A 23,676-nucleotide genomic window follows, 5' to 3' on the forward strand; every position below is an offset into this window, starting at 1 on the left:
CCCGCATATGCATGATTTTACGGGTAGTATAACATACGACATTGTTACATAGCCGAGTGATTATTTCCCCGACAATATTCACTTTAATTCTACAAATCTATCTCAATTCTCACATAAATCTGATACTTTGCTATAATAAGTAAAGGTTTGTCAGAAACGGCTTTTAGGAGGGGAACTATGGAGATTAGAAGAATGGAAGTTGAAGACGTTAAACCATTTATCGAGTTAATGAGTCGATCCTATCCTGGGATGAAACTCGTCACAGATGACGACATTGAAAAGATGGCTGATCGATTTATTGATCTACAACAAAACGATACATCTACCGCTCTTTATGGCGCTTATCAATCAGGACAGCTTGTCGGCGGTATGCGCTTCCATGATTTTGAAATGATGTTTTATGATCAGAAAGTGCCTGTAGGTGGCATCGGAATGGTAGCTGTAGATCTACTACATAAAAAAGAGCGTGTCGCAAAGTCGTTACTTGAGTATTTCCACAAGCATTACCTGGAGCGAGAAACATATATGACCGCTCTCCACCCTTTCCGTCCAGACTTTTACAAAAAAATGGGGTATGGTTACGGAACGAAGAAGAACCGTTATCGTGTTCAACCGCATCATCTGCCTAAAGGAAAGTCTAAAGCACATATTGAATACATTCCACTTGAACAAATCGATGCCATTGTAGGGTTTTATAATAAAGTGGCTACAAAGACACATGGAATGATGATTCGATCTCATTCAGATTTTGAAAGACCTATGAAGCAGCCAGGAAATTATACAATTGGATTTGTTAAAGACGGCGAAATCAAAGGATACGTAGGGTTTTCCTTCCAATCTGAGCACGGAGATAGCTTCCTCCAAAACGATATTCTCATCCATGAGATGGTTTATGAGGATACAGAGGTCCTTTCAGAATTCCTCACTTTCTTCCATAGCCAACATGATCAAGTACGTTCGATTTATTTTGATACACAGGATGAATATTTCCATCATCTTTTACTAAATCCGAGCAATGGGTCAAATCACCTTATTCCGCACGTCTTTCATGAAAGTAATACCCAAGGTGTCGGGCTAATGTATCGGATACTCGATACGGTAAAATTTCTAGATTCAGTATCAGAAATGAATTTTGGAGGCGAAAGTCTTAACTTAAAAATGAAAGTGAAAGATAGCTTTCAACCTAATAATGAAAAGTCAGTTTTCATGAAAGTAGAAAACGGACATATTTCAATTAAACAAGAGTTGAATACTGATGTTGAAATCGAGCTTGATGTGTCGGAGTTCTCTACCCTACTTATGGGTGTTGTTCCTTTTGACACACTCGTGATGTATGGCAATGCAACTATTTCATCTAAAGATTACATAGCTCATGTGACGAGGCTATTCTACACTCGTCAAAAGCCAGTATGTTTGAACAGATTCTAATGATTAACCGATTTGGGGGATAAATATGATTACAAAATCGATTCGTAAAGGTGACCGAGTCTACTTAGGCCGTTTTACAGAAGAGGATTTGGATAAGGTATCCACTTGGTACCATGATGATGAGTACATGCGATGTATGGACGCTGCTCCATCATTCCCATTATTAAAGAGAGACTTCAAAGATTGGGTAGAGCTAAAGCCTCGAGAGCAGAAATCCTTTTTATTTGCTATTCGTATGATCGAGGACGACAGCGTCATTGGTTGGGTAGACTTGGATGACATTCTATGGGTTCATCGTAATGCTTGGCTTGCTATTGGTATTGGTGAAAGAAAGATATGGGATCAAGGTCTAGGATATGAAACGATGCAGCTCGTACTGAACTTTGCCTTTAATGAGCTCAATTTACACCGCGTACAACTCACTGTTTTTAGTTATAATAAGCGTGCAATTAACCTATATGAACGACTCGGATTCAAATATGAGGGTGCACAACGTGAATTTCTCCAAAGAGATGGTGAACTGCATGACATGCTTATGTATGGCATTTTAAGTCACGAGTGGTTGAAGAATGATGAGAAGAAACGTTCTTAATGGACGTTTCTTTTTTTCATTTATAAGCTCCTACACAAACATACTTGTCCTTTTTTTAGTACAATAGTGAATACTAGTTGTAAAGTAGGAGGGATCTTTGTGGATTTAATTGATATGACAAAAGTTCAGCCACTCATAGAACGATTTGTGGACCAGGACGTATACATTCATTTAGAAACGACTAATGGCGCTTACGCCTCTCACTTTGGTGAAAAGCCATTTTCTGCAGGAGCGTATATACGTAACGGCAAAATAAAGTACTCACGAGGAAAAATCACTGGAGAAGGTCCTTACAGAGTTGGTTTGAAAATGGAATTCGGCTGGATCTATGCTGAAGGTATTACCCATTGGGAGCTTGATGCTAAGAATCGATTGCTCATGGCTGGGCATGACAAAGACGGAAAGCTCGCTGTTGCACTGCAAATAAGTGAAACGCCGTTTGAATAAAGAAAAGCGTCAGCACGGAGGTCTGATGAAGTGGTCCAAGTGACTGCGTGCTAAAGCTAGACAATAAGCATAAATGAAAGGAGAACATGTATGGAGAAACAAGTACTGGTCATATTTCCACATCCAGATGATGAAGCTTTCGGTGTATCTGGATCGATTGCAAAGTACATCGACGAAGGCACGCCTGTAACGTACATGTGTCTAACGCTCGGTGAAATGGGTCGTAATATGGGTAACCCACCTTTTGCGACAAGAGAAACACTCCCAGAAATTCGTAAACAGGAATTACAAGAAGCAAGTAAAGTCCTCGGCATACAAGATTTACGAATGATGGGGCTTAGAGATAAGACGATTGAATTTGAAGATCCTGAGATGCTTGCTGATCTGTTCACTGATGCGATTAACGAGTTGGACCCTTCATTAATCATTACGTTCTATCCAGGTTACAGTGTCCACCCAGATCATGATGCTTGTGGGGCAGCAGTCATTAAAGCCGTACAAAACATGCCAAAAGCGAAACGGCCAAAAGTCGAATGTGTTGCGTTCTCACATAATTGCGAAGAGGAACTAGGCCGACCTGACGTCATCCGTGATGTTAGTGATTTCATGGACCAAAAGCTTAACACACTCGAAGCACACAAAAGTCAAACAGCTGGGTTAATGGAAGGTATGAAGAAGAGACTACAAGCCAATGAAGAAGAATTGATGAATTGGATTAAGTTTGAACGGTTTTGGACATATCCATTTAATGAACGATAGAGAAAATGGCTGACTCTAAGGAGTCTAGCCATTTTTTACGTTATTCGGATGTCCTATTCTCCTCTGATGGTTGTTTACGGATAAGCTGTTTCACCATATTCCGCTGTGTTTTATGTATGAGAATGTATAATCTATCTCCTTCACATAAAACCGTATCCCCTGTTGGAGTAATGAGCGCTTCCCCACGAATGACGCCTGTAATCAAAGTATGATCCGGAAGTGAAAGATCCTTGATTTCACAACCTATAACGGGAGACCCGCTCTCTACTTGGATTTCCATCATTTCATTCTGCGTCTTACCAATCGAAATGAGTTCTAAACTATGTGGTGGCTCTACTCTAGCACCATGTAAAAATTTAAAGTACTTTCCAACAGGAGAGATGGTAGCTCCTTGAATCAAAGCTGACGTGAAGACGACGAAGAACACGACATTAAAGAGCAATCCGCTGTTTTCTAAACCTGCGACCATAGGATACGTCGCCAGTACAATCGGTACCGCACCTTTTAACCCTGCCCAGGAGATGAAGAGCTTTTCTCTTACGTCGAATTTGCTCCCTATTAAACTTATGAAAACCCCGATGGGACGAGCCACTAGCATGAGGATGAAGGATAGGATAATTCCTTGCCACACGACGTCCAGCAATTGATTAGGAAACACCAGCAGTCCTAGTAATATGAACATGGTGATTTGCATCATCCATGCAAATCCCTCATTGAATCGAACAATTGAATGCCGGTATGTAATATCGTTGTTTCCTAGAAATACAGCCATAACATAAACGGCCAGAAAACCACTAGCGCTTAATAGACTAGCGATTCCAAAAGTGAAAATCGCTAAAGCAATTGATAGAACCGGATATAGACCTGATGAATCCAAATTGATTTGATTGATCATCCAAACCGCCACTCTTCCCAGGAGCAAACCGATAAGGAGGCCTACGCCCATCTGCCAAAAGAAGTCCAACAGGAACGTTGCCGGATTCACATCTTGTATCTGGATCAACTGTAAAATAGAAACTGTCAAGAAGATCGCCATTGGATCATTTGTACCGGATTCTGCCTCTAATGTTGATGTCAGTTTTCTTTTGATGTTCTTATTGCCTAACGCCGCAAATATTGCAGCGGCATCAGTGGAACCGACAATCGCACCAAAAAGAAAGCCCTCTAACCAACTGACATCCAATATGTATTTTGCTGCTAGTCCAGTCACCAATGTGGTAATGAGCACTCCGAGTGTTGCCAATGATAATGACGGCTTATAAACCTTTTTGATATCATACCACCTAGTTTTCAGACCACCTTCAAATAGTATGACGATTAGTGCAAAGGTACCGATCAATTGGGTAAGCAATGCGTTAGCATAATACACGTACTCGTTCAGCATCATACCTACTACGATAAACAACACTAATGAAGGCAACCCTAACCTGGCAGAAAATTTCGCTGTTACGACGCCAATAATTAATAAAATCGAAACAAGTAGAATTGTACCATCTACGCTGAAATCCATTTCCGTCCTCCTGTCCAATTAAATATACTAAGCAAACTTTAAAGATTGAAAAGCCCAATGAAATCAATATGATCATTGGACCCATTGTTTGTTATCATTCCTGTTCGACTGAAAAGAGTGTTTGCAATTGATCTACATTCCTAGTCAGATCTGCTAGCGTGTACTGATCCAACACTTCAAAATATGCGCTCAATGCTTTATTCAATACGCCTCTCAATTTACAAGCAGGACTTATGATGCATTTGTTATGCTCAGCATCAAAGCACTCTACAAGATAAAAGTCTTCCTCTGTCCTTCGAATCAGCTCACCGATATTGATCTCTTCAGGCTTCTTACCAAGGGTAATGCCACCGTTTCTTCCCCGTACTGTCCTAATCAAACCGAGCTTACTAAGCTCATGCGTCACTTTCATCAAGTGATTTTTGGAAATTTTATATGTGTCAGCGATCTCTTTAATTTGTACTAGCCGTCCATCCATCTGTGCCGCCAAGTACATCAACACCCTCAAAAAATAATCACTGTATTGGGTCATTCGCAACCGAACCCCTCCTTCGTTAGGAGTTATTATTATACTCTAATCGTACCACTGCCAATCATGCAGGAAAAGGCTTCAGCTTACGTGTGACAGTTTTTTGAACGTGAATGTGACAAAATTACGAAAAGATATATTTATTATACATCTTTAGGTAAGTCCTCTTTTATAATAAAGATGTATTTAAAATATATGTTTACTGGAAGGATGATTCCTATGTTAGATCAGAAAACGATACTTACCATTAAATCAACTGTCCCTGTTTTAAAAGAATATGGAACTGCTATTACGTCAAGATTTTATGAACTGCTTTTTAAGAACCACCCAGAGCTATTAAACTTATTTAACCATTCCAATCAACATAAAGGAAGACAACAAGGGGCCTTATCTAATGCTGTTTATGCCGCTGCAGTCCATATTGATCGCCTTGAGGAAATTTTACCGGCAGTAAAGCAAATTGCTCATAAACATAGAAGCTTAGGAGTAAAACCAGAGCAATACCCTATTGTTGGAGAGAACTTGCTCGCAGCTATTAAAGAAGTACTCGGTGATGCAGCGACAGATGAAATTTTGGAAGCATGGGCTAAAGCATATCAAGTCATCGCTGATGTGTTCATACAAGTAGAATCAGAAATGTATGAAGAAGCTGAAATTCAAGAAGGTGGCTGGAAAGATTTCCGTGAATTTAAGCTTGTTCGTAAGGATGTCGAAAGCAAAGTGATCACTTCCTTCTACCTTCAGCCCGTTGACGGGAAAGATGTTGCCTCCTTCCTACCCGGACAATATGTAAGCGTGAAAGTACAGATACCGAACGATCCACACACACATATTCGTCAATACAGCCTGTCCGATGCACCTGGGAAAGGCTACTACCGTCTTTCAATCAAACGTGAAGGACGTGTGTCTATGCACCTTCATGACAATATCGAGGTTGGAGACAGCCTGTTCCTAAGTGCTCCAGCTGGAGATTTTTCTCTTAAAATGAATGAAGAAAAGCCACTTGTATTAATCGGTGCAGGTGTTGGACTTACACCGCTCGTGAGTATGCTAGAAACAACGCTTTCTGAATTACCGAACCGAAAAATTCACTATTTCCATGCAGCCATTAACGGAGACTATCAAGCGATGGGAGATCGTATACAAGAATTGGTGGCACAACACGAAAACTTGAAAGCCCACTTCTGTTTTGAACACCCAACAGAGCAGGATCAACAAAATCAGTGTTTTGCCTTAAAAGGCCGCATGGATATGGAATGGCTTCAAACGAAAATTCCACTAGATGCTGATTTTTATATATGTGGCCCAGAAGGATTTATGAAAATGATGATTGGTGGGTTAAATCAATTCGGCGTATCTCCAGAACAAATCAACTACGAATTCTTCGGTCCAGCAATTGATCTTGATAATGTGATGACAGTTAAAAGTGGAGCATAGAGCAAAAAAAGAGCTGACTCTGATAGGTCAGCTCTTCCCCTCTATGATTCAAATAAAACTTTATACTCTCCGTACCCTTCGTTTTCCAGCTCTTCTTTCGGTATGAAGCGAAGTGCAGCTGAGTTAATACAATACCTTGATTTGTCTGGCCCAGGCCCATCCTTAAACAAATGACCTAAGTGCGAGTCCCCACTCTTACTTCGAACTTCTGTACGGATCATGAAATGACTAAGGTCGGTTTTTTCTTTGACCCGAATTGAATGGATTGGTTTTGTAAAACTCGGCCAACCACAACCCGCATCATATTGATCCTTTGAACTAAACAACGGCTCCCCAGAAACGATATCTACATATATGCCTTCACCCTCGTTATTATAGTACTCATTTTGGAAGGCAGGCTCTGTCCCGTTTTCTTGTGTAACTTTATATTGGATATCGGATAATTTTTCTCGAAGTTCTTTATCGTCTTTCTCAATTACCCAATTCTCTTCAACAAATCCTTTGCGCCCGGATCCTTTGTAGTAAGCTTTGTAATGGTCTGGGTTCTTTTTATAATATTGTTGATGTTGTTCATCTGCTGGATAAAATGCCGATGCAGGAAAAATATCCGTCACGATCGGTTTCGAGAACCGCCCGCTCTCCTCAATTTCCTTCTTAGAAGCTTCAGCTAGAGCCTTCTGTTCATCATTATGATAATATATCGCTGTTTTATAGGATTCTCCGCGATCTCCGAATTGACCTCCAGGATCTGTCGGATCGATTTGCTGCCAATATAGTTGAAGTAATTTCGTATATGGAAAGATTTCAGGGTCAAAGGTAATCTGAACAGCCTCACGATGACCATATTGATTCGATGTCACGTCCCTATACGTTGGGTTATCTTTCGTTCCACCTGTATATCCCGATACCACTTCTTCAATTCCAGGCATCTCATCAAATGGCTTTGTCATACACCAGAAACAACCACCTGCGAATGTCGCTTTTTGCAATTGTTCATTGTTTTCAACCATGTTCATCCCTCCAAAAATACTGCCTATTGATAACATATCCTTTTTCAAAAATGAATTACAAAGAAAATGCTTATTTATTTTTTTAGATAAAGAATTTCATTCATTTGCGGCGAAGAAACGATCCTTTCCAATTGAAAACACCGCAAAAGCGCGGTGTTTTTTCCTTTTTGAGGCGGATTTATTGTATTTTGGTTGCTAATTATTGCTTCTTACATGTTTACGTTTGAATGGATCTCAACAAATCGAGAGTTATCTAGAAAAATATGAAATTATCTAGAAAACCGCCCATTCTACTTCTCTGCAATTAAGGTGAACATTTTCGGCAGTCCGATGTCATGAACTTTTTGGTTTGGCTCTTCTTTTAACACCTTCACGGTCAAACCTTGTTGTGCAACAGATGTTACGACTTCCCCAAGTGTCCACTTCCGCTGTAGGACTTCAACCTCTTTCTTCTCTCCATGTGTTGCATATTTGGAAAAGGCGACATCTCTTCGTTCAAGTGTAGGATCGAAATAATTACCGTCTACTTTATGCTTTTTCCCTTTAGAAGTGATTAACTTCGTTGAAATAGGATGGAATTCTTGTAAAATAAACCTTCCCCCTGGTTTCAAAAGTTGATGAATGACCTGAAATAACGGATTTAAGTCTATAAAATAGTGGAGAACACCTAATTCCATAAGGACAATGTCATACTGACATCTCAATTCATCATTAGACTTTAATGACAAAACATCTGAGATCAAATAGTTCATTTCTACATCGCACTCTTTAGCTACCTCTTTTGCAAAAGCAGCATTTTCTTTTGAAAAATCAACTACCGTCACCTCTGCTCCCAATAAAGAAAGAGCCGTTGCCTTAATGCCATTGGATCCCATCAAGTGCGCGATTTTCTTGTCTTTTACATTGTCTAGAAAAGGAAATACCGAACCGATTCGACCTTCCGGAAATTTTTTTATTTTAGATGCTGCCGTTTCAGGTTCACCAAATCGATTAACGAGTGCTTGATAATTATTCTGGTTCCACGCAGACTCATTTTGTTCGGTCATTTCTTTCTGTTTCTGAGACAAATATGCCTGCACGACTTTTCCGTGGTCTCGATCATCAGTAAGTGCATACAGGGACTGACACCAAAGGTCTACGCCTTCATTTTTAACTTCAATACGGTATGGATCCGTTCGTAATGCTGTGTTATATCTACAAATAACGACGACATTCGTTCCTTCCATCACAAGTGTAAATCGTCCTTGTTCATTTGTTCGTTCGATTGTCGTCGGTGTATAAGGTTCAAAAATGTCATGCACAGACTCCATTTGATCCCATTGTACTTCGACATGTACTTCATTTTTCTCAATATCCAGCCCCTGAATAGCTAATCCAGTTTCATCTATGAATTGATAAGGAATTGAATGTTGAATCAATGTTGAGGCTATATTGTGTATCGTTGTCCAATATGTAGACATGTACGTTCCTCCGTCTTCTCGAATATCTATTTTTTAAAGATGACAGAATCCGGAGTAAATTTCAAATGCATGACCTATGACCAAGGTATTTTCTCCTGCAAAAGAGGAAGAAGCAGTACGAAGATGTTTAACATATCAAACTGGATTGGAGGTCATTTGGTGTCTATACAAATTAAGCGAATCTACGAAAAACAAAACTCTAAGGATGGCAAAAGGTTATTAGTGGATCGTATTTGGCCGAGGGGCATCTCAAAACAAGATGCAAATTTAGACGAATGGCTAAAGGAAGTCGCACCCTCACCTGACTTAAGAAAATGGTTCAATCATGATCCAGAACGGTATGAACAATTTAAGAAAAAATATAAGAAAGAATTAGACAATGATGAAGATAAGTCGAAAGCAATCGAGACTATTCAAAAACTCGAAAACGATGGAAAGGTTACATTGTTATATGCCGCTAAAGATGTTGAGCACAATCACGCAAATGTGTTGAAAGAATACCTAGAATCCAAATAAATCTATAATGAGGCTCCCTCTAAAGCGTTGTCCAAGCTTATGAGACAGCCTCTTCTTTTCTTTAAATGTGCTTCATGTGTTTGATTGTCTGTTGAATTCCCTCTCTATATGAAGTTCGAGGAACAGGACCTACTTCTCTTTCGTATTTCGCGCCAGAGAGTACAACCGGCTGCTCGGTCAAATACATCATTTCGACCAGTTCACGCATCTGTGGATTAAATATGCCTACGAATCGGATCATATTCTTAGTCACGACAGATACCTTTTTCTCATAACCGGTCATCTTTCTGACTTCTCGAATGATTTCTTCTCCAGATATGACACCAGCAGAAGGGATGTTCCAGTGTTGACCAAAAGCTTTTTCATTATTTGATAACTCTACAATCGCCTTTGCTCCATCTGGAGTATAGAGAAACTCCCTTTTGACATTTTGATCACCAACAAAGCTTGCTCGCTTATTTGTAACAACATCTTTCAAAAGAAAGTGTATAAATGTATTTTCTGCATAAGGACCATAGAAATCTGGAAAGTGTGCAATCAATACGGGGATATTTGCTTTAAAAACAATATCCTCTAACTGAAGACGGATTTTACCTTTTTTCGTATGAGGTTCCTTTGGCGTCTGCTCATCAACAGCTTTGCCCAACCCTTTTCCATACGCGTATATGTTATCAACCATCGCTAGTTTCGCGTTGACCTGTTCAGCTGCATAGACAATGTTCTGAACGATTGTAGCTTGTTCTATCTCCCACCGATGATACGGGATATTAATCGCATGGAATATGACATCTACACCTCTAGCCGCAAGTATTAACGCGTCTTGGTCAAACACATCACCAGTCTTAATTTCCACATTCGAATTATTTTCGTACATTGCATTGAGCTTACTCCCGTTTCTAGCAAAAGCGACTACCTTCACCCCTCGATTAGACAGCTCATTTACAATTGCATACCCCATACCACCTGATGCACCAAGTACTAATGCTCGATCCATTTATTCTCCTCCTTTTATTAACCATTGGTCAATTAAACGCAAAAAATATTACTTCCTCAATAATTTGATCAAAAATGATACATGCGCTTCTGCTAATAATCGCACCTCATCAAAGGATTGATTACATCGCCAATAATGTGCAACAAATCCATGTAATGATAAAAACAACGACCAAACGTCTTGAACCGTCAATGTAACTTCACTTAACTGATGAACGGTCTGTGCAAAGTTTGCATAGCTTTGATTCGGTCCTACTTGGATATGATGTTGAAATTCTTCGTCCTTGATCAGAAACATGATTTCATAATGATTCTGATGTGTTAGTCCGAATTCGATGAACCCAATCAAGACCTTTTGAAGCTTCTCAGAATCTGAAAGAGGTTGTTCCATAATTCTATTCACTGTCTGATCCAGCAGGTGAAAATCTTGATCCACAAGCGCATAAAATAAGTCTGCTTTGTTTTTAAAATGGTAATAAATTGCTCCATGGCTGTAGTCCAATGTCTTAGCAACCTGTCGCATTGAAACGCTTTGGAATCCCTTCTCAACGAATAAGACCCTAGCAGCATCAAGGATCATTTCCCTTGTCAATTCTTGCTCTACTTTTTTTCTAGGTGTCATGCGATACTCCTATCTAATTGACCACTGTTTAATTAATTGTAATTATAAGTAAGAAACCAAATAATTACAACCATTTACCTGAAATATTTGGAAATAGATTGTATTCTTTGAACTTTTATGTTACCTTATAGTCACATAAAGAGGGAAAAGGTGAGCTAAATGATTAAAATAAATGTAAGTAATACCATTCATGCTCCACACGATCGTGTCTTTTCATATATCTCAAACTTCGAAAACAATCCTAAGTGGCAAGGGGGTATGGTTTCGGCACGATTTACATCTGAAGGACCGATCGGTGTAGGCTCCACTTATGAGCAGGTAGCTAAATTTCTTGGTAAAGAAATTACAACCACGTTCAAGGTTGTCGAATACGAAGAAAACCGGAAGATCAAAATTGAAAGTATTAAGAGTACATTTCCGATTACTGTCACGCGGACTGTTGAACCCCATAAAGAAGGAACGCTTGTATCCGCAATTGTTGAAGGTGATGCCAGTAAAACGTTTAAAGTTGCACAGCCACTTATGAAACTGATGGTTAAGAAATCGGTGAAATCCGATTATAAAAACTTGAAGAAGCAATTAGAAAGCGCATAGATCTAAAGCTCAGCCTAAACAGGACTGGGCTTTTCCTCTTGTCATCATTTAAATCTAACCTTCATCCGGTCATGATTACTTGATGGGGTGCCATTTAGATTGGATGTACAATTCGGACAGCGTGAAGCTAAACTTGATATCGTTGTATAACAATAAGAGCATGTTGTAAATCTAGTTTGTTCAATCGGTACATTTCTTACCTTATTCACTTGTATGATGAACAAATAGACTGCAAATGCAACAATAAGAAAGTGTATGAGTGTTTCTATGAAAAGACCTACATTGATTGTGGCTGCCCCAGCAGCTTGAGCATCCTGTAGGGAGGCATATTTCGTCCCGGAGAGATTCAAATACAACTCAGAAAAATCTGTACTGCTTAATAAAAGGCCGATTGGTGGCATGACAATATCGGATACGAACGACTGTACAATTTTACTGAAAGCTGTACCTATGATAATTCCTATTCCCATATCCACAACATTTCCTCGTAACAAGAACTCTTTCAATCCATACAAAAATCTCATTCTTTGTCCTCCCCCCTGTTATCACTATATGAATCCTTGTACAAGATATGTTTTCCTATAAATCTATTAATTTCCAAGTTGTTAGACCTCTTATGTCATGTTATACTCAAAAAGGATTGAAATCGCTTTCATACCAATACCTTTAGGAGGTTCACCACATTGACGAAACCATTTATTAGAACGTTAAATTTGAAGGACTACACACATGGAGACTCACAATCTCGCCAAGCATTCTCTGAAGAGTTTGCAGCTGGACTTAAGGATATCGGATTCATCATTCTTGAAGGACATGGTGTAGATCATAAATTGATCGACAAAAACTATGAGCTATGGGAAAAGTTATTCAGCATGGATACTGAAACGAAGCAAAAGTACGAAGGTATCGATGGTGGACAACGTGGTTATACAGGATTCGGTAAAGAGCATGCAAAGAACCGTACTGTCGGTGACTTGAAAGAATTTTGGCATACAGGACAGGAACTTCCTCATGGGCACCCTCTAACTTCTGAGTACCCTTCAAACGTATGGCCAGATGAAATTCCAGAACTACGTAAAAATGCATTGAACTTCTACCGTGAACTTGAAAGAGTTTCACGCAACATGCTTGAAGCACTTGCGATGCACTTCGATCTTCGCAAAGATTTCTTTGCAGATATGTTGAAAGATGGAAACAGCATTCTTCGCTCTATCCATTATCCTAAGTTGGACGAGTCAATGGATCCAAATGCAATCCGTGCTGCTGAGCATGAAGATATTAACTTAATTACATTGTTGGTTGAATCTACTGCTTCAGGACTTGAGCTTCTTACACGTGATGGTGAATGGATGGAAGTTAAGGCTGAAAAAGGACAAATCATCGTAGATGCTGGAGACATGCTTTCTCGCATTACGAACGAAGTCATTCCTGCAACAACTCACCGCGTTGTGAACCCTGTTGGAGAAAATACTTCACGTTATTCTATGCCTTTCTTCGTGCACCCTTACAGCAGCTGCTTGTTAGAAACAATTCCTGCTACAGTGACGAAGGACAACCCTGAAAAGTATCCTGCTATAACTGCAGGCGACTTCTTATATGAAAGATTGGTTGAAATCGGCCTAATTAAAGCTTAAGCTTACTTTTTAAAAGCAAAGTCCCTACACGATTGTGTAGGGACTTTTTTTATGCAGCAATTTTCTGATTGTATTTTTGCATTGGTTTTCTTACGGCTATTCCGTAAGATCCTATTCCGAAAATGGTGATGAAGCCCGCTCCTGCTAACACTGCAGAGAGAAAGTCTACATATAGCTGCTTCATGACAGTTTCCACGTAATCAGAAAGAGGTGAGAACAACTCTGGGAAATCAATCCCTGTATTCATCCAATCAATCCCAATGATATGGAGGATGACTGCCGTAACGGCTAGCGATATACCCGATACAATACATGCTCCCGATAGCCAGCTTAACGTTGTACGAACATTTCTGAGGACTAAGAAACTGAATCCTATAAGCGTAAGTAATGACAATGCACAAATCAACAATAGTGAATTGATCCGATCATAATGTGTTTTTAATTGGTCGATTGAGTCTGATTTTACATTCATTATGGATGACCATTCAAGCTCATCAACGAATTTGTCTACATAAATCACTCTGTTATTGAGCGATGATTCCTGATTGATTTCTTCAAGTAATATCAATCGTATATCGCTAATGTTGAGAGGCTCAAGCTCCGTGTCTTTTTCAAGTATATAATCCCAAATGTCTGTCTCAATGTAATTCATCATCTCTTTGACCCTGTTTATGGTCATTTGCTCTCTTATTACTTTTTCAAAAGTTGGGTTAAGTGCGTCGTCTGAAGTGATTTCCTTCAGTTCATCTGTTTCTTGTATTGCAACAGGTAAAATCTCTTGTAATTCTGAATATGCTCCTGTCCCATCTAGCTTGTCTATCGTACTGTATGGGTCCAAAACGGTTTGTTTAAAAGCAAGTAGAAGAAAGGTTGTCGTCAGCAAACTGAAGATCAACGTATACAAAATGACCGCGGGGATTTGGCGTATGATTTTTCGAAACACAATAACACTTCCTTGATATAAGTCTCCTGTTAAAATTCTCCACCAAACAGAACAAGTCCTTTGTTTTGATCTCATTCGCGCCTAAAAAAGGTACCCATGCACTGGATACCTTTTTCGTCGATTATAGTTTGCTTCCTACGATAGGCTTCGGTTTTTCCTTTCCATTGTTCGGTGGTCCGAGACTAACGACTAGATCACCTATTTCAGGATTAACTTCTCCTTCTTGGAAGTAGAATGTAACCTTTCCACCTTTAACAATGTAGAGCAGAATCGTGTCATCGTTCCGCTCAGCTAAATATTGTTTGTACGTATACTTTTCTGTAAGCTTTGTTTTACGAATGACATGTCCGCATTCGACTCGTTTATTCAACTCTTCCCATGTAGCACCTTTTTTGAAGAGAATCTTCCCTCCAATTGTATGAACGAGATCTTCTAGATCATCAATATGATCATTGTGAAGACATAATTGATATAGATTGTTCCGACCGAATTCAGGCACAAAATTCGTACAGACAAGCGCGTTATAAGAATCGATTTCAGTCATCGCAATCAACTGTTCATAAGGTGTATAGTCTAAATGGTATTCGGTATGTTCCGATAGTATCTCTCCATGATAGGAAGATACGCCCGCCTTTCGAGCTGTAATTAAACGCTCCCAAGATGAGTCCGCAACCATAGTGGAGATATTTAATTCTTCAAAAGACTTCGCTAAAGCCGTACTAAAGCTACTCCCTCCAACGATCAGAATTCCTGGTTTTCCTTCGACAGCAAGGTCTAGCTTTTTCGCGAGTGGCACGATTGAAAATCCATGGACGACAACTGTTGCAAATACAAGCGCAAATGTGAGCGGAATTAACAGCTTTGCGTCTTCAAACCCTTGATTAAGTAATACACTTGCAAAATATCCTGATACGGTAAGGGCAACAATTCCACGCGGGGCAATCCAACCGACTAAGATTTTTTCTTTAAGCGTCAAATCCGTTCCGATTGTAGAAAGTGCAATGGAAATCGGACGTACGATAAACAGCATCAACACGACGAACAAAATAATTTTCCAATTCAGGATCTCAAGTAATGTTTCAAGCGATAGTGATGCCGTAAGCATGATAAAGATAGTTGAGATTAGAAGTACTGAAATGTTTTCTTTAAAGTTTCTCATATCGTCAATGGAAGATATGTGCATATTCGCAAGTACTAGCCCCATTACGGTTACGGCTAGTAAGCCGGTTTCATGCACAATTTCATCTGTAATTGTGAAACAAGCGATTACGACGGTGAATACCATCGGTGATTTAAGGAATTCTGCTACATATCCTTGTTCAAACATCCAGCCGACTAGCTTCGCACACAACCATCCAAACAATGCGGCGAACACAGAACCTAGGAAGAAGAAAAATAAGACAGTTGCTGTAACTTCTTCAGATGAGAAGAATTTAATGATTTCAAATGCAAATACGGCAAGTAGCGCGCCAATCGGGTCCACTACAATTCCTTCCCACTTTAAAATCGTCGCTGGTCTAGATTTTAACTTCGCCTGCCTCAAGAGCGGCAAAATAACAGTCGGTCCTGTCACGATGAATAACCCGCCAATGACGAACGAAACAGCCCAAGAGAGTCCGGCAACATAATGGGCAGCTAATGATCCTAACAGCCATGCGATAAAAGCACCTACTGAAACGATACGTAATACCGAATGTCTAAGACCGCGAATTTCACGGAAATCAAGATTCAAACTTCCTTCAAACAATATAATGGCAACTGCAATAGAAACCATTGGACCAAACATATCTCCGAAGTCTTCCTTTGGATTCAGAATCCCCAAAAAAGGACCTACTAGCAATCCAACTAAAGACATTAGCACGATAGCAGGAAAACGGTAGCGCCATGCTACCCATTGTGAAGCTATACCTAACGTAATCGTTAGCATAAGTAAAAATAATAGCGAGTCCAGCATTCGTCTACTCCTTTAAATTCAAAGTACAATAATCGTATGTATAATAAGGGGCACTAGATGACTTTTTCCTACATCTTCATTGTCCCTCACAAGTTCGTAATTTACTCAACAGGTTTATGAACCTTTTAATAAATTATACATGTTTCAAGAATTACGTCACTTATTTTATCCTGTTCGATACAAAAAAAGCTATCATTTCCACTTAAATTTTTTGTGACTTTTTTATTACAGTGATTGTCGCGCTGTTTATACCGATTCGTCACTTATTTCGGGGAATGAGCTTAAATATGTGGTGAATAGCCCTTAATCCCAACTTATTTCGGTGATCCAGCTCAAATATGTTGTGAATAGCCCTCCATCTCGCATTGAAACAAAAATACCACAGTGAATCAACACTGCGGTATCAACTGAGATTTATCTCAATTTTAATTTTGACTTTTTAATGGAAAGGTTCTTTGGATTCATTCCGTTTCCTAGTGAACCAAATAAATTGCCTTTGTGCGGATCAATGAACTCTTTGTCCTTATAATACACACGCGGTGTAATAAACAGTGCGACCAGTGCTTTACCAAATGGCATTTCGTGATACCGCTCCGGCCATTTTTGTTTGATTTGCTCTTTAACCAATGGATAAAATTTTGGGCTCATTCCTGGGAACAAATGATGCTCCGTGTGGTATGAGAAGTTAAAGTGCAATACATCCACCCATTTAGGTGTCGTGACCGTTAGGCTGTTTGCTAATGGGTCATTCACAGGTACAAGTGGGTTTAGACGGTGATTGGTTGAAATGTATGCCATGACAATAAAGTTTGCGATCAGGAGAGGCAATAGAAAAGCAAAGAACCACTTTCCAAATCCAATCCATACAAGTAATCCAATCCAAGTTGCCCAAGGTAAGACCGCTTCTAACCAAACACTTGGCTGCTTTTTCGGATTAAACTCCTTCACATATACCGTAAACATCTTCATTGAATGCAAAGTAAACGTTACGGCAAGTGATGCGAAGCTTGCAATTGCTCTAATCCAGAACGGTACGCGATACATCCAACGCATGAGACGACTTTCCTTAAACTTCTGCATACTTGGCCAAGCATCTGGATCATTTTCCTCGTCCTGAGTATGAACATGGTGCGTAAGGTTATGCCATTTACGCCATAATTTCGGTCCTGTCGTCAATGGCCAAAACGCAATTGCTCCAAGTAAATCACGTAACCAAGGCTTTCGTACAACGGTTCCATGTAGAATTTCGTGTCCTAGGAAACCCATTCCTGCAAAGCTAGATCCTAGGATGAAGCTCAGCAAAAGATTGATCCAAATATTCGTGTCAAAGAAGATGATCGTGACAAAGCTTGCAATGATTATGAGAAAATAAGCCAAACCGCCAAATAATCTTGAAGGGACAGGCTTGAATGCTTGCTTAGGTAAGTGTGGTGCAATTCGTGCTGCATACCACCCAAATGAATGAAATTCTTTCATCTCAACAATCCTCTCTTCTGTTGTAACTTCTTTACTGATGTCCTGATAATACATGCATCGAACAAGTTTTTATATTAAACACATTCGAAGCAAAAAATAATCTCTGTATATTGCTTTATTAAAGCTAACAGTGTTCGCATGAGCTTGTCAATCAATACTTATTACCAGCTACTAATATTAGATACTATTTTATCACCTCTACCCTTGTCTATACATGAAAATTATTCTTTCGGAAAGAACTAATATAGGTCGAATTATTTTTTTAGTTTCACTTTTATAGTATAGGAGGATTCTCATGTCCAGAGCGATGCAATTCCCACATTTTCCAGAGCCGATATGGCAATCAAACATCCAAACACCTCAATTTGATGCTTTAAGGGAACACAAAACCGTTGATATCGCCATTATTGGTGCAGGAATTACAGGCATTACAACTGCCTATTTTCTGCTAAAGGCTGGATTTACTGTTGCCCTCATAGATGCTGGGAAAGTAATGAGTGGTACGACAGGTCATACGACAGCGAAATTAACTGCTCAACATGATCTCATATATGACGAATTGATACATCATATCGGTAAGGACCAAGCCAAGTTATATTATGAAGCGAATCAAGAGGCTATTGAATACATAGCTCAGTTAATCACAGAACATGGTGTCGATTGTGGTTTCTCAAGAGAACGGGCAACTCTTTATGCTACAGATCCATCCTCTCATCAGAAATTGAAAAAAGAATTTGAAGCTTATGAGAAGCTAGGTATTCCTGGCAAGCTATCAAATGAAATCCCTTTTAACATAAATATCGAATCAGCCTTAGTCATGGACAATCAGGCTCAATTCCATCCTTTACAGTACTTATTGTTTCTCGTAAATGAAATAAAGAATGCCGGTGGATCCATATATGAAAACACAACTGCGATTGATATTCAGACCGATGCAAAGCCGGTCGTTGTAACTCGAGAAGGTTGGAAAATCACGTGTGATAACGTCATTACAAGTACTCACTTTCCATTTTTCGATGGGAAAGGTTTTTATTTTACGAGAATGCATGCAGAAAAATCATATGTACTAGCAATTAAACCAAGCAAGGAGTATCCGGGTGGTATGTATTTGAGTACAGATCAACCGAAGCGCTCACTTCGTTCTGCCACCATCAACGGTGAGCAATATGTCTTGGTTGGAGGTGAAAGCCATAAAACCGGACAAGGCATTAATACGATGAAACACTATGAAGCTTTATATCAATGGGCAGAATCAACAATCGGTATTAAGAATGCTGCTTTTAGATGGTCCACACAGGACTTAGTTACGATAGATAACATCCCTTACATTGGACCGATTAGTTCAAACCATGACAATATCTTTGTTGCAACAGGGTATCGAAAATGGGGGATGACAACGAGTGTGGTAGCTGCCTCTATACTAAGGGACCTCATCACCAAAACCGATAATCCTTATTGTAAAATATTTACCCCATCGCGTTTCATAGCAGATCCAGGGGTGAAAGATTTTATCGTCCAGAATGCAGATGTAGCTGGCCATTTTATTGCTGGAAAGGTCGGTCTGAAAGAAAAGCGTATAGAAGAGATGTCATCTGATGAAGGTGCAGTGGTCAAAGTAAAAGGGAAACGAACGGGTGCCTATAAGGATGAAAATGGCTACATTCACCTTGTCGACACAACGTGTACCCATTTAGGTTGTGAATGCGAGTGGAATAGTGGCGACAGAACATGGGACTGCCCTTGCCATGGATCACGTTTTTCTTATGATGGATCTGTCATTGAAGGTCCAGCAAATCGTCCCCTTAAAAAAGTCTCACCTGAGAATAATTCGTAAGTCCTTCCATAAAAGGATTATTTCTTACTTAATAGGGTATTAGTATAGATAGAATTTACTACAAATCGGAGGTTATCCTGTGAAACAAGTATCTAGCGTATTTTGGATTTCTATCGTTATCGCAGTCATCTTTGTCCTTTGGGGAGCCATCCTACCTCAGCATCTGATTGACACTATGAGTGTTACCCAGTCTTTCTTTATGAAAAGCTTTGGCTGGTTTTATCAATTATCTGCTACATTTTTTCTCGTCTTTTCACTTTTCTTGATTTTCAGCCGGTATGGAAAAATCAAATTAGGTAAAGACGAAGATAAACCTGAATTCAGTAGACCTACATGGTTTGCCATGTTGTTTAGTGCTGGAATGGGAATTGGTTTGTTGTTTTTTGGCGTATCTGAACCCATTGCTCACTTTACCAACCCTCCTATTGGAGAGGGTGGTACAAGTACCGCTGCAATAAGAGCATTGCAATATACGTATTTACATTGGGGGTTCCACGCTTGGGCCATTTACGCGATTGTGGCACTATCTCTTGCCTACTATAAGTTTAGAAAAGGCTATCCAGGTTTAATAAGTGCCACCTTATACCCAATATTAGGTGATAAAGTAAAAGGTCCAATCGGTAAAACCATTGATGTCATCGCAGTCATTGCCACGCTTTTCGGTGTAGCTGCATCATTAGGGTTAGGTGCAGCTCAAATTAACGCTGGTCTTAATTACCTGACGGGCATCCCAAATAATTTCACCGTTCAATCAATGATTGTATTAATTGTTACAGTCTTGTTCCTGATCTCAGCAGCCACAGGGATTAAACGAGGAATTAAATACTTAAGTAACGCCAACCTTGGTTTGGCTCTCATCTTGTTTATCGTGTTCATTATTTTAGCACCGACTGTATTCGTATTAAATTTGTTTACGACTACACTTGGAGGTTATGTACAAAACTTAGCCAGTATGGGCTTACGGTTAGCACCCTTCAACAAAGATAATGCCGAGTGGCTACAATCATGGACAATTTTCTATTGGGCTTGGTGGATTGCATGGGCACCATTTGTAGGTACGTTTATCGCCCGAGTATCTAGAGGACGAACCATTCGAGAATTCATTACAGCAGTCTTGATCATCCCTACCTTAGTTTGTGCTTTCTGGTTTGCGATCTTTGGAGGCACAGGCATTCACATGGAATTCAACCTAGGACTTGATGTATCAGGACAACCTTTAGAAACTGCATTATTCTTTGTATATGAACAGCTTCCATTCACAATGGTACTCGTCGTCGTTACATTGTTACTGATCTTGACGTTCTTCATTACATCTGCCGATTCGGCGACATTCGTACTGGGCATGCAAACGACGTACGGCAGTATTAATCCACCTAACGTTGTTAAGATCGTCTTAGGCTTGATCTTATCAGCCTCTGCCCTTGTATTGATGTATACCGGAGGATTAGCAGGATTCCAGTCCGCCATCATTATTAGTGCTTTTCCGCTCGGTGTCATTCTATTGTTCACTTCGTATGCGCTAGTGAAAGCCTTTAGTGCAGAACTAGCTCAAGAAAAAAGAGCAAAGAAAAAGATGAAGCCAGGTAAAATTCGAGCAACTATTAAAAGAAGCCGGGTTCGTCCAAAAAGAAGCTAAGACTTATTTATAAAAGTAAATATTTCTTTACATCTAGGATGACTCTTCAAAGAACAGTGCCTAAACACTTTCATGAGTCATCCTTTTCAATTCTTATTAAACAAGAAATTAGACCTATTTTTCTTACCATTTTCTCCACATCTTTATTACTAAAGTTGTGTCTTATCATGCGAGAAAAAAGGTGAATGAGGCTTTGGAAAAGAATTAAATCTATTAGAGTCCAAAAATCTGTTTATTTCATTTATGGTGTAGTCAACCATTTGTAAGAAAATCCTTAAATGACGAGGTTGTTTTATGTGGATTTTTGTTAAAGATATTTTGGTTAATGTACTTTTCATACTTTTCCCGACACTCTTTTACATCGTACTTCTGCGAGAAGATGAGCGCGTGCGGGGGAATCTTTTTGTGTCTAAATTTTTCTTCATTCTTTTGTTTTCAGTCATACTGACTATGACACTCCCCGCCGTTTACTCTACAGAATTTAGTTATGATCTCAGGATTATCCCGATTATCATTGCATTTATTTACGGTGGTATGAAACCGGGACTATCACTTACAGCCGTTATGCTTGGCTTAACCTATTTTCTCAATCCGACTATGTTCTTTCCGACGTTAGGGAATTATATCGTAGCTTCCGTCATTCTTATTTATTTACATAAGAAGTATCACAAACAAACCAATAAGAATAAGGTCATCATTTTATCTGTATTCTATTTACTGATAGCTGCTAGCAGGGGCATCTTCCTTCTTCAAGAAGGGTATACCTATCAATTTTCGATTAGTTTATTTCTATCATTTGTTACTTTAATTACATTAATTTCAGTGATTATGCTTATTGAGACATTACGAAAGCAAATTACTCTCCACCGAGAGCTTGAACACATTGAAAAAATGAATGCTATTAGTCAATTGGCCGCTTCAGTCGCCCATGAAATTCGTAATCCGATGACCACTGTTCGTGGATTCTTACAAATACTTAGTACGAGTAAAGATATACCTGAGACAGATCGATCTTTCATATCGATTTCTATTGAAGAGCTTGACCGAGCCCAAACAATCATCAACGAATACTTATCATTGTCTAAACCCCAAGAAAGTGCACTAGAAGTTGTCGATTTCTCGAAAGTCATCAATGATTCTATTCAAGTCATCTCAACTTATGCAATCATCAACAATGTAGAAATTTCTAAAGCGATTGATGAAGAAATCCGAATGAAGTGTTACAAGCATGAAATTCAGCAAGTGTTCATTAATATTATGAAAAACGGCATCGAATCGATGGACAGTAATGGTAGGATGCACGTTGCTGCAACAAGACAAAACAAATACGTGAAAATCATCATCCAAGATAATGGATGTGGCATACCGAAAGAACAATTAAAGAGCCTCGGTACACCATATCATTCAACAAAAGAACAAGGAACCGGCTTAGGACTCACTGTTAGCTATGAAATCATCAAACGAATGAATGGTTCTATTGACGTCCATAGTAAGGTCGGACAAGGCACAACTTTCACGATTCTCTTACCCACTACAGACTGACAAAAAGCCATCCGTCTAGCGCAACGGATGGCTTATTTTACTTTTTATATATGCATGTACCTAAATGATTGTCTTTGCCATGTTTACTTTCGGCGATATAGATCAAGCGTTTTATAACCTTCTGATAAAATTTGTACCATTTGTTTCGTTCGTTTATCACGAGTGGCTTGCTGTTTAGCTGAAAAGATTTGGCGAGCCCAGTCTCTTTGATATCCAGGTGTCAGGCTTTGAAAGAACGCCAATTCGCTTGGATGATCTTTTAATAAAGCTTCGACATCTTTCACGTGATCTTCATAGTCCGCAACACATTGACTGGCAGGGGCTGTTTTCGGTGTTTTTTTCTTTTCTTGTTTCAGACCAACAACCGTGAAAACTTCATCCATACTAACCATGCGCGAGAATTTGATGTCACTCCCTGCAATGTACCCGTCCTCTCCAACGTTCAGTGCCGGGAACATCTCATCCCGATGAATGTACGTATCATATCTTTTATTCCCTTTTTTCGGATAGGCCATGAAGACATACCCTTTCGGTGTAAGGACGTCATCATTCGAAATAATTAACTTTATATTCTCTGCCATTTCTTCGATGTCTTTTACAAATATGAAAATGGCATCATGGTTTTTTGACAATTCCTTCGTTTGATTTTCAAATAATCTATACTCTTCTGGCTCGTTAAGAACAGCCATGTTTTTGTACTTAGATAGCTTTAGTTTATCAACAATCGTCGACACATCCATCTCCCCCTGTGTAATGCTGA

The 23,676-nt window shown here is 39.4% G+C and carries 22 protein-coding genes; 11 read left to right on the forward strand and 11 right to left on the reverse strand.

What is annotated here, in order from left to right:
* Positions 1 to 177 precede the first annotated feature (177 nt).
* The 4 genes from L2716_RS14830 to bshB2 all read left to right on the forward strand — a co-directional run bounded on the left by L2716_RS14830 (position 178) and on the right by bshB2 (position 3,226).
* Complete coding sequence (locus tag L2716_RS14830; RefSeq protein WP_236337637.1) at positions 178 to 1,428, forward strand: GNAT family N-acetyltransferase; 1,251 nt, start codon at positions 178 to 180, stop codon at positions 1,426 to 1,428.
* 25 nt (positions 1,429 to 1,453) lie between these two features.
* Complete coding sequence (locus L2716_RS14835) at positions 1,454 to 2,020, forward strand: GNAT family N-acetyltransferase (protein WP_236337638.1); 567 nt, start codon at positions 1,454 to 1,456, stop codon at positions 2,018 to 2,020.
* Between the two features lie 114 nt (positions 2,021 to 2,134).
* Positions 2,135 to 2,467: a YojF family protein gene (locus L2716_RS14840; protein ID WP_268964067.1), complete on the forward strand. Its 333-nt coding sequence runs from the start codon at positions 2,135 to 2,137 to the stop codon at positions 2,465 to 2,467.
* Between the two features lie 90 nt (positions 2,468 to 2,557).
* Positions 2,558 to 3,226 (forward strand): bacillithiol biosynthesis deacetylase BshB2, encoded by a 669-nt coding sequence (gene bshB2, locus L2716_RS14845; protein WP_236337640.1) that lies wholly within the window; start codon positions 2,558 to 2,560, stop codon positions 3,224 to 3,226.
* 40 nt (positions 3,227 to 3,266) lie between these two features.
* Here the strand turns inward: bshB2 and L2716_RS14850 are convergent, their stop codons facing one another.
* Together L2716_RS14850 and L2716_RS14855 are read right to left on the reverse strand one after the other, a co-directional pair.
* The gene (locus tag L2716_RS14850; protein WP_236337641.1) at positions 3,267 to 4,736 is read right to left on the reverse strand and encodes a potassium/proton antiporter; all 1,470 of its coding nucleotides are present in this window, start codon (positions 4,734 to 4,736) and stop codon (positions 3,267 to 3,269) included.
* 94 nt (positions 4,737 to 4,830) lie between these two features.
* Positions 4,831 to 5,274: an RrF2 family transcriptional regulator gene (locus L2716_RS14855; RefSeq protein ID WP_236337642.1), complete on the reverse strand. Its 444-nt coding sequence runs from the start codon at positions 5,272 to 5,274 to the stop codon at positions 4,831 to 4,833.
* A 210-nt stretch (positions 5,275 to 5,484) separates the two neighbouring features.
* Here L2716_RS14855 and hmpA point away from each other — a divergent pair, with 210 nt between their 5' ends.
* Entirely contained in the window at positions 5,485 to 6,702 is a 1,218-nt protein-coding gene (hmpA, locus tag L2716_RS14860) for an NO-inducible flavohemoprotein (RefSeq protein ID WP_236337643.1), read from the forward strand.
* 41 nt (positions 6,703 to 6,743) lie between these two features.
* Here the strand turns inward: hmpA and msrB are convergent, their stop codons facing one another.
* Together msrB and L2716_RS14870 are read right to left on the reverse strand one after the other, a co-directional pair.
* A complete protein-coding gene (msrB, locus tag L2716_RS14865) occupies positions 6,744 to 7,712 on the reverse strand; it encodes a peptide-methionine (R)-S-oxide reductase MsrB (RefSeq protein WP_236337644.1) in 969 nt (322 codons plus the stop codon).
* Positions 7,713 to 8,002: 290 nt separating this feature from the next.
* Entirely contained in the window at positions 8,003 to 9,172 is a 1,170-nt protein-coding gene (locus L2716_RS14870) for a class I SAM-dependent methyltransferase (protein ID WP_236337645.1), read from the reverse strand.
* A 159-nt stretch (positions 9,173 to 9,331) separates the two neighbouring features.
* Between L2716_RS14870 and L2716_RS14875 the strand changes: the two genes are divergently transcribed.
* Complete coding sequence (locus L2716_RS14875) at positions 9,332 to 9,688, forward strand: DUF488 domain-containing protein (protein ID WP_236337646.1); 357 nt, start codon at positions 9,332 to 9,334, stop codon at positions 9,686 to 9,688.
* A 61-nt stretch (positions 9,689 to 9,749) separates the two neighbouring features.
* Here the strand turns inward: L2716_RS14875 and L2716_RS14880 are convergent, their stop codons facing one another.
* Together L2716_RS14880 and L2716_RS14885 are read right to left on the reverse strand one after the other, a co-directional pair.
* Positions 9,750 to 10,682, reverse strand: a complete 933-nt coding sequence (locus tag L2716_RS14880; RefSeq protein ID WP_236337647.1) for an SDR family NAD(P)-dependent oxidoreductase — start codon at positions 10,680 to 10,682, stop codon at positions 9,750 to 9,752.
* Between the two features lie 48 nt (positions 10,683 to 10,730).
* Positions 10,731 to 11,303, reverse strand: coding sequence for a TetR/AcrR family transcriptional regulator (locus L2716_RS14885; protein ID WP_236337648.1), 573 nt, complete (start codon positions 11,301 to 11,303; stop codon positions 10,731 to 10,733).
* Between the two features lie 159 nt (positions 11,304 to 11,462).
* On the opposite strand from L2716_RS14885, the gene L2716_RS14890 reads away from it, so the two are divergent.
* Positions 11,463 to 11,897: an SRPBCC family protein gene (locus tag L2716_RS14890; protein ID WP_236337649.1), complete on the forward strand. Its 435-nt coding sequence runs from the start codon at positions 11,463 to 11,465 to the stop codon at positions 11,895 to 11,897.
* A gap of 44 nt (positions 11,898 to 11,941) precedes the next feature.
* Here the strand turns inward: L2716_RS14890 and mscL are convergent, their stop codons facing one another.
* Positions 11,942 to 12,421, reverse strand: coding sequence for a large conductance mechanosensitive channel protein MscL (gene mscL / locus L2716_RS14895; protein WP_236337650.1), 480 nt, complete (start codon positions 12,419 to 12,421; stop codon positions 11,942 to 11,944).
* A 159-nt stretch (positions 12,422 to 12,580) separates the two neighbouring features.
* Between mscL and L2716_RS14900 the strand changes: the two genes are divergently transcribed.
* Positions 12,581 to 13,531 carry an isopenicillin N synthase family dioxygenase gene (locus tag L2716_RS14900; protein WP_236337651.1) on the forward strand — a complete coding sequence of 317 codons (951 nt, stop codon included), beginning with the start codon at positions 12,581 to 12,583 and terminating at the stop codon, positions 13,529 to 13,531.
* 49 nt (positions 13,532 to 13,580) lie between these two features.
* Here the strand turns inward: L2716_RS14900 and L2716_RS14905 are convergent, their stop codons facing one another.
* The 3 genes from L2716_RS14905 to desB all read right to left on the reverse strand — a co-directional run bounded on the left by L2716_RS14905 (position 13,581) and on the right by desB (position 17,904).
* The gene (locus L2716_RS14905; protein ID WP_236337652.1) at positions 13,581 to 14,474 is read right to left on the reverse strand and encodes a hypothetical protein; all 894 of its coding nucleotides are present in this window, start codon (positions 14,472 to 14,474) and stop codon (positions 13,581 to 13,583) included.
* A gap of 121 nt (positions 14,475 to 14,595) precedes the next feature.
* Positions 14,596 to 16,428, reverse strand: a complete 1,833-nt coding sequence (locus L2716_RS14910; protein WP_236337653.1) for a cation:proton antiporter — start codon at positions 16,426 to 16,428, stop codon at positions 14,596 to 14,598.
* A gap of 414 nt (positions 16,429 to 16,842) precedes the next feature.
* Positions 16,843 to 17,904 (reverse strand): Delta(10) desaturase DesB, encoded by a 1,062-nt coding sequence (desB, locus tag L2716_RS14915; RefSeq protein WP_236337895.1) that lies wholly within the window; start codon positions 17,902 to 17,904, stop codon positions 16,843 to 16,845.
* 295 nt (positions 17,905 to 18,199) lie between these two features.
* On the opposite strand from desB, the gene L2716_RS14920 reads away from it, so the two are divergent.
* From L2716_RS14920 to L2716_RS18420, 3 genes are all read left to right on the forward strand, one after another.
* Positions 18,200 to 19,738, forward strand: a complete 1,539-nt coding sequence (locus L2716_RS14920; RefSeq protein ID WP_236337654.1) for an FAD-dependent oxidoreductase — start codon at positions 18,200 to 18,202, stop codon at positions 19,736 to 19,738.
* A gap of 79 nt (positions 19,739 to 19,817) precedes the next feature.
* Complete coding sequence (locus L2716_RS14925; protein WP_236337655.1) at positions 19,818 to 21,374, forward strand: glycine betaine uptake BCCT transporter; 1,557 nt, start codon at positions 19,818 to 19,820, stop codon at positions 21,372 to 21,374.
* A gap of 405 nt (positions 21,375 to 21,779) precedes the next feature.
* The gene (locus L2716_RS18420; protein WP_236337656.1) at positions 21,780 to 22,916 is read left to right on the forward strand and encodes an ATP-binding protein; all 1,137 of its coding nucleotides are present in this window, start codon (positions 21,780 to 21,782) and stop codon (positions 22,914 to 22,916) included.
* Between the two features lie 83 nt (positions 22,917 to 22,999).
* Here the strand turns inward: L2716_RS18420 and L2716_RS14935 are convergent, their stop codons facing one another.
* Complete coding sequence (locus L2716_RS14935) at positions 23,000 to 23,656, reverse strand: YdeI/OmpD-associated family protein (protein WP_236337657.1); 657 nt, start codon at positions 23,654 to 23,656, stop codon at positions 23,000 to 23,002.
* Positions 23,657 to 23,676: the final 20 nt, after the last annotated feature.

Origin of the sequence: Pseudalkalibacillus berkeleyi, from assembly GCF_021608225.1 — a bacterium.
In the GTDB taxonomy this organism is placed as follows: domain Bacteria; phylum Bacillota; class Bacilli; order Bacillales; family Fictibacillaceae; genus Pseudalkalibacillus; species Pseudalkalibacillus berkeleyi.

Bases quoted from the DNA above. Each gene is read 5' to 3' on its own strand.
- msrB (WP_236337644.1), bottom strand. From the start codon at position 7,712: ATGGTTGAAAACAATGAACAATTGCAAAAAGCGACATTCGCAGGTGGT.
- mscL (WP_236337650.1), bottom strand. From the start codon at position 12,421: ATGAGATTTTTGTATGGATTGAAAGAGTTCTTGTTACGAGGAAATGTT.
- L2716_RS14840 (WP_268964067.1), top strand. From the start codon at position 2,135: ATGACAAAAGTTCAGCCACTCATAGAACGATTTGTGGACCAGGACGTA.
- L2716_RS14880 (WP_236337647.1), bottom strand. From the start codon at position 10,682: ATGGATCGAGCATTAGTACTTGGTGCATCAGGTGGTATGGGGTATGCA.
- L2716_RS14850 (WP_236337641.1), bottom strand. From the start codon at position 4,736: ATGGATTTCAGCGTAGATGGTACAATTCTACTTGTTTCGATTTTATTA.
- L2716_RS14910 (WP_236337653.1), bottom strand. From the start codon at position 16,428: ATGCTGGACTCGCTATTATTTTTACTTATGCTAACGATTACGTTAGGT.
- L2716_RS14890 (WP_236337649.1), top strand. From the start codon at position 11,463: ATGATTAAAATAAATGTAAGTAATACCATTCATGCTCCACACGATCGT.
- L2716_RS14885 (WP_236337648.1), bottom strand. From the start codon at position 11,303: ATGACACCTAGAAAAAAAGTAGAGCAAGAATTGACAAGGGAAATGATC.
- L2716_RS14830 (WP_236337637.1), top strand. From the start codon at position 178: ATGGAGATTAGAAGAATGGAAGTTGAAGACGTTAAACCATTTATCGAG.
- hmpA (WP_236337643.1), top strand. From the start codon at position 5,485: ATGTTAGATCAGAAAACGATACTTACCATTAAATCAACTGTCCCTGTT.
- L2716_RS14935 (WP_236337657.1), bottom strand. From the start codon at position 23,656: ATGGATGTGTCGACGATTGTTGATAAACTAAAGCTATCTAAGTACAAA.
- L2716_RS14920 (WP_236337654.1), top strand. From the start codon at position 18,200: ATGTCCAGAGCGATGCAATTCCCACATTTTCCAGAGCCGATATGGCAA.
- L2716_RS14870 (WP_236337645.1), bottom strand. From the start codon at position 9,172: ATGTCTACATATTGGACAACGATACACAATATAGCCTCAACATTGATT.
- bshB2 (WP_236337640.1), top strand. From the start codon at position 2,558: ATGGAGAAACAAGTACTGGTCATATTTCCACATCCAGATGATGAAGCT.
- desB (WP_236337895.1), bottom strand. From the start codon at position 17,904: ATGAAAGAATTTCATTCATTTGGGTGGTATGCAGCACGAATTGCACCA.
- L2716_RS14835 (WP_236337638.1), top strand. From the start codon at position 1,454: ATGATTACAAAATCGATTCGTAAAGGTGACCGAGTCTACTTAGGCCGT.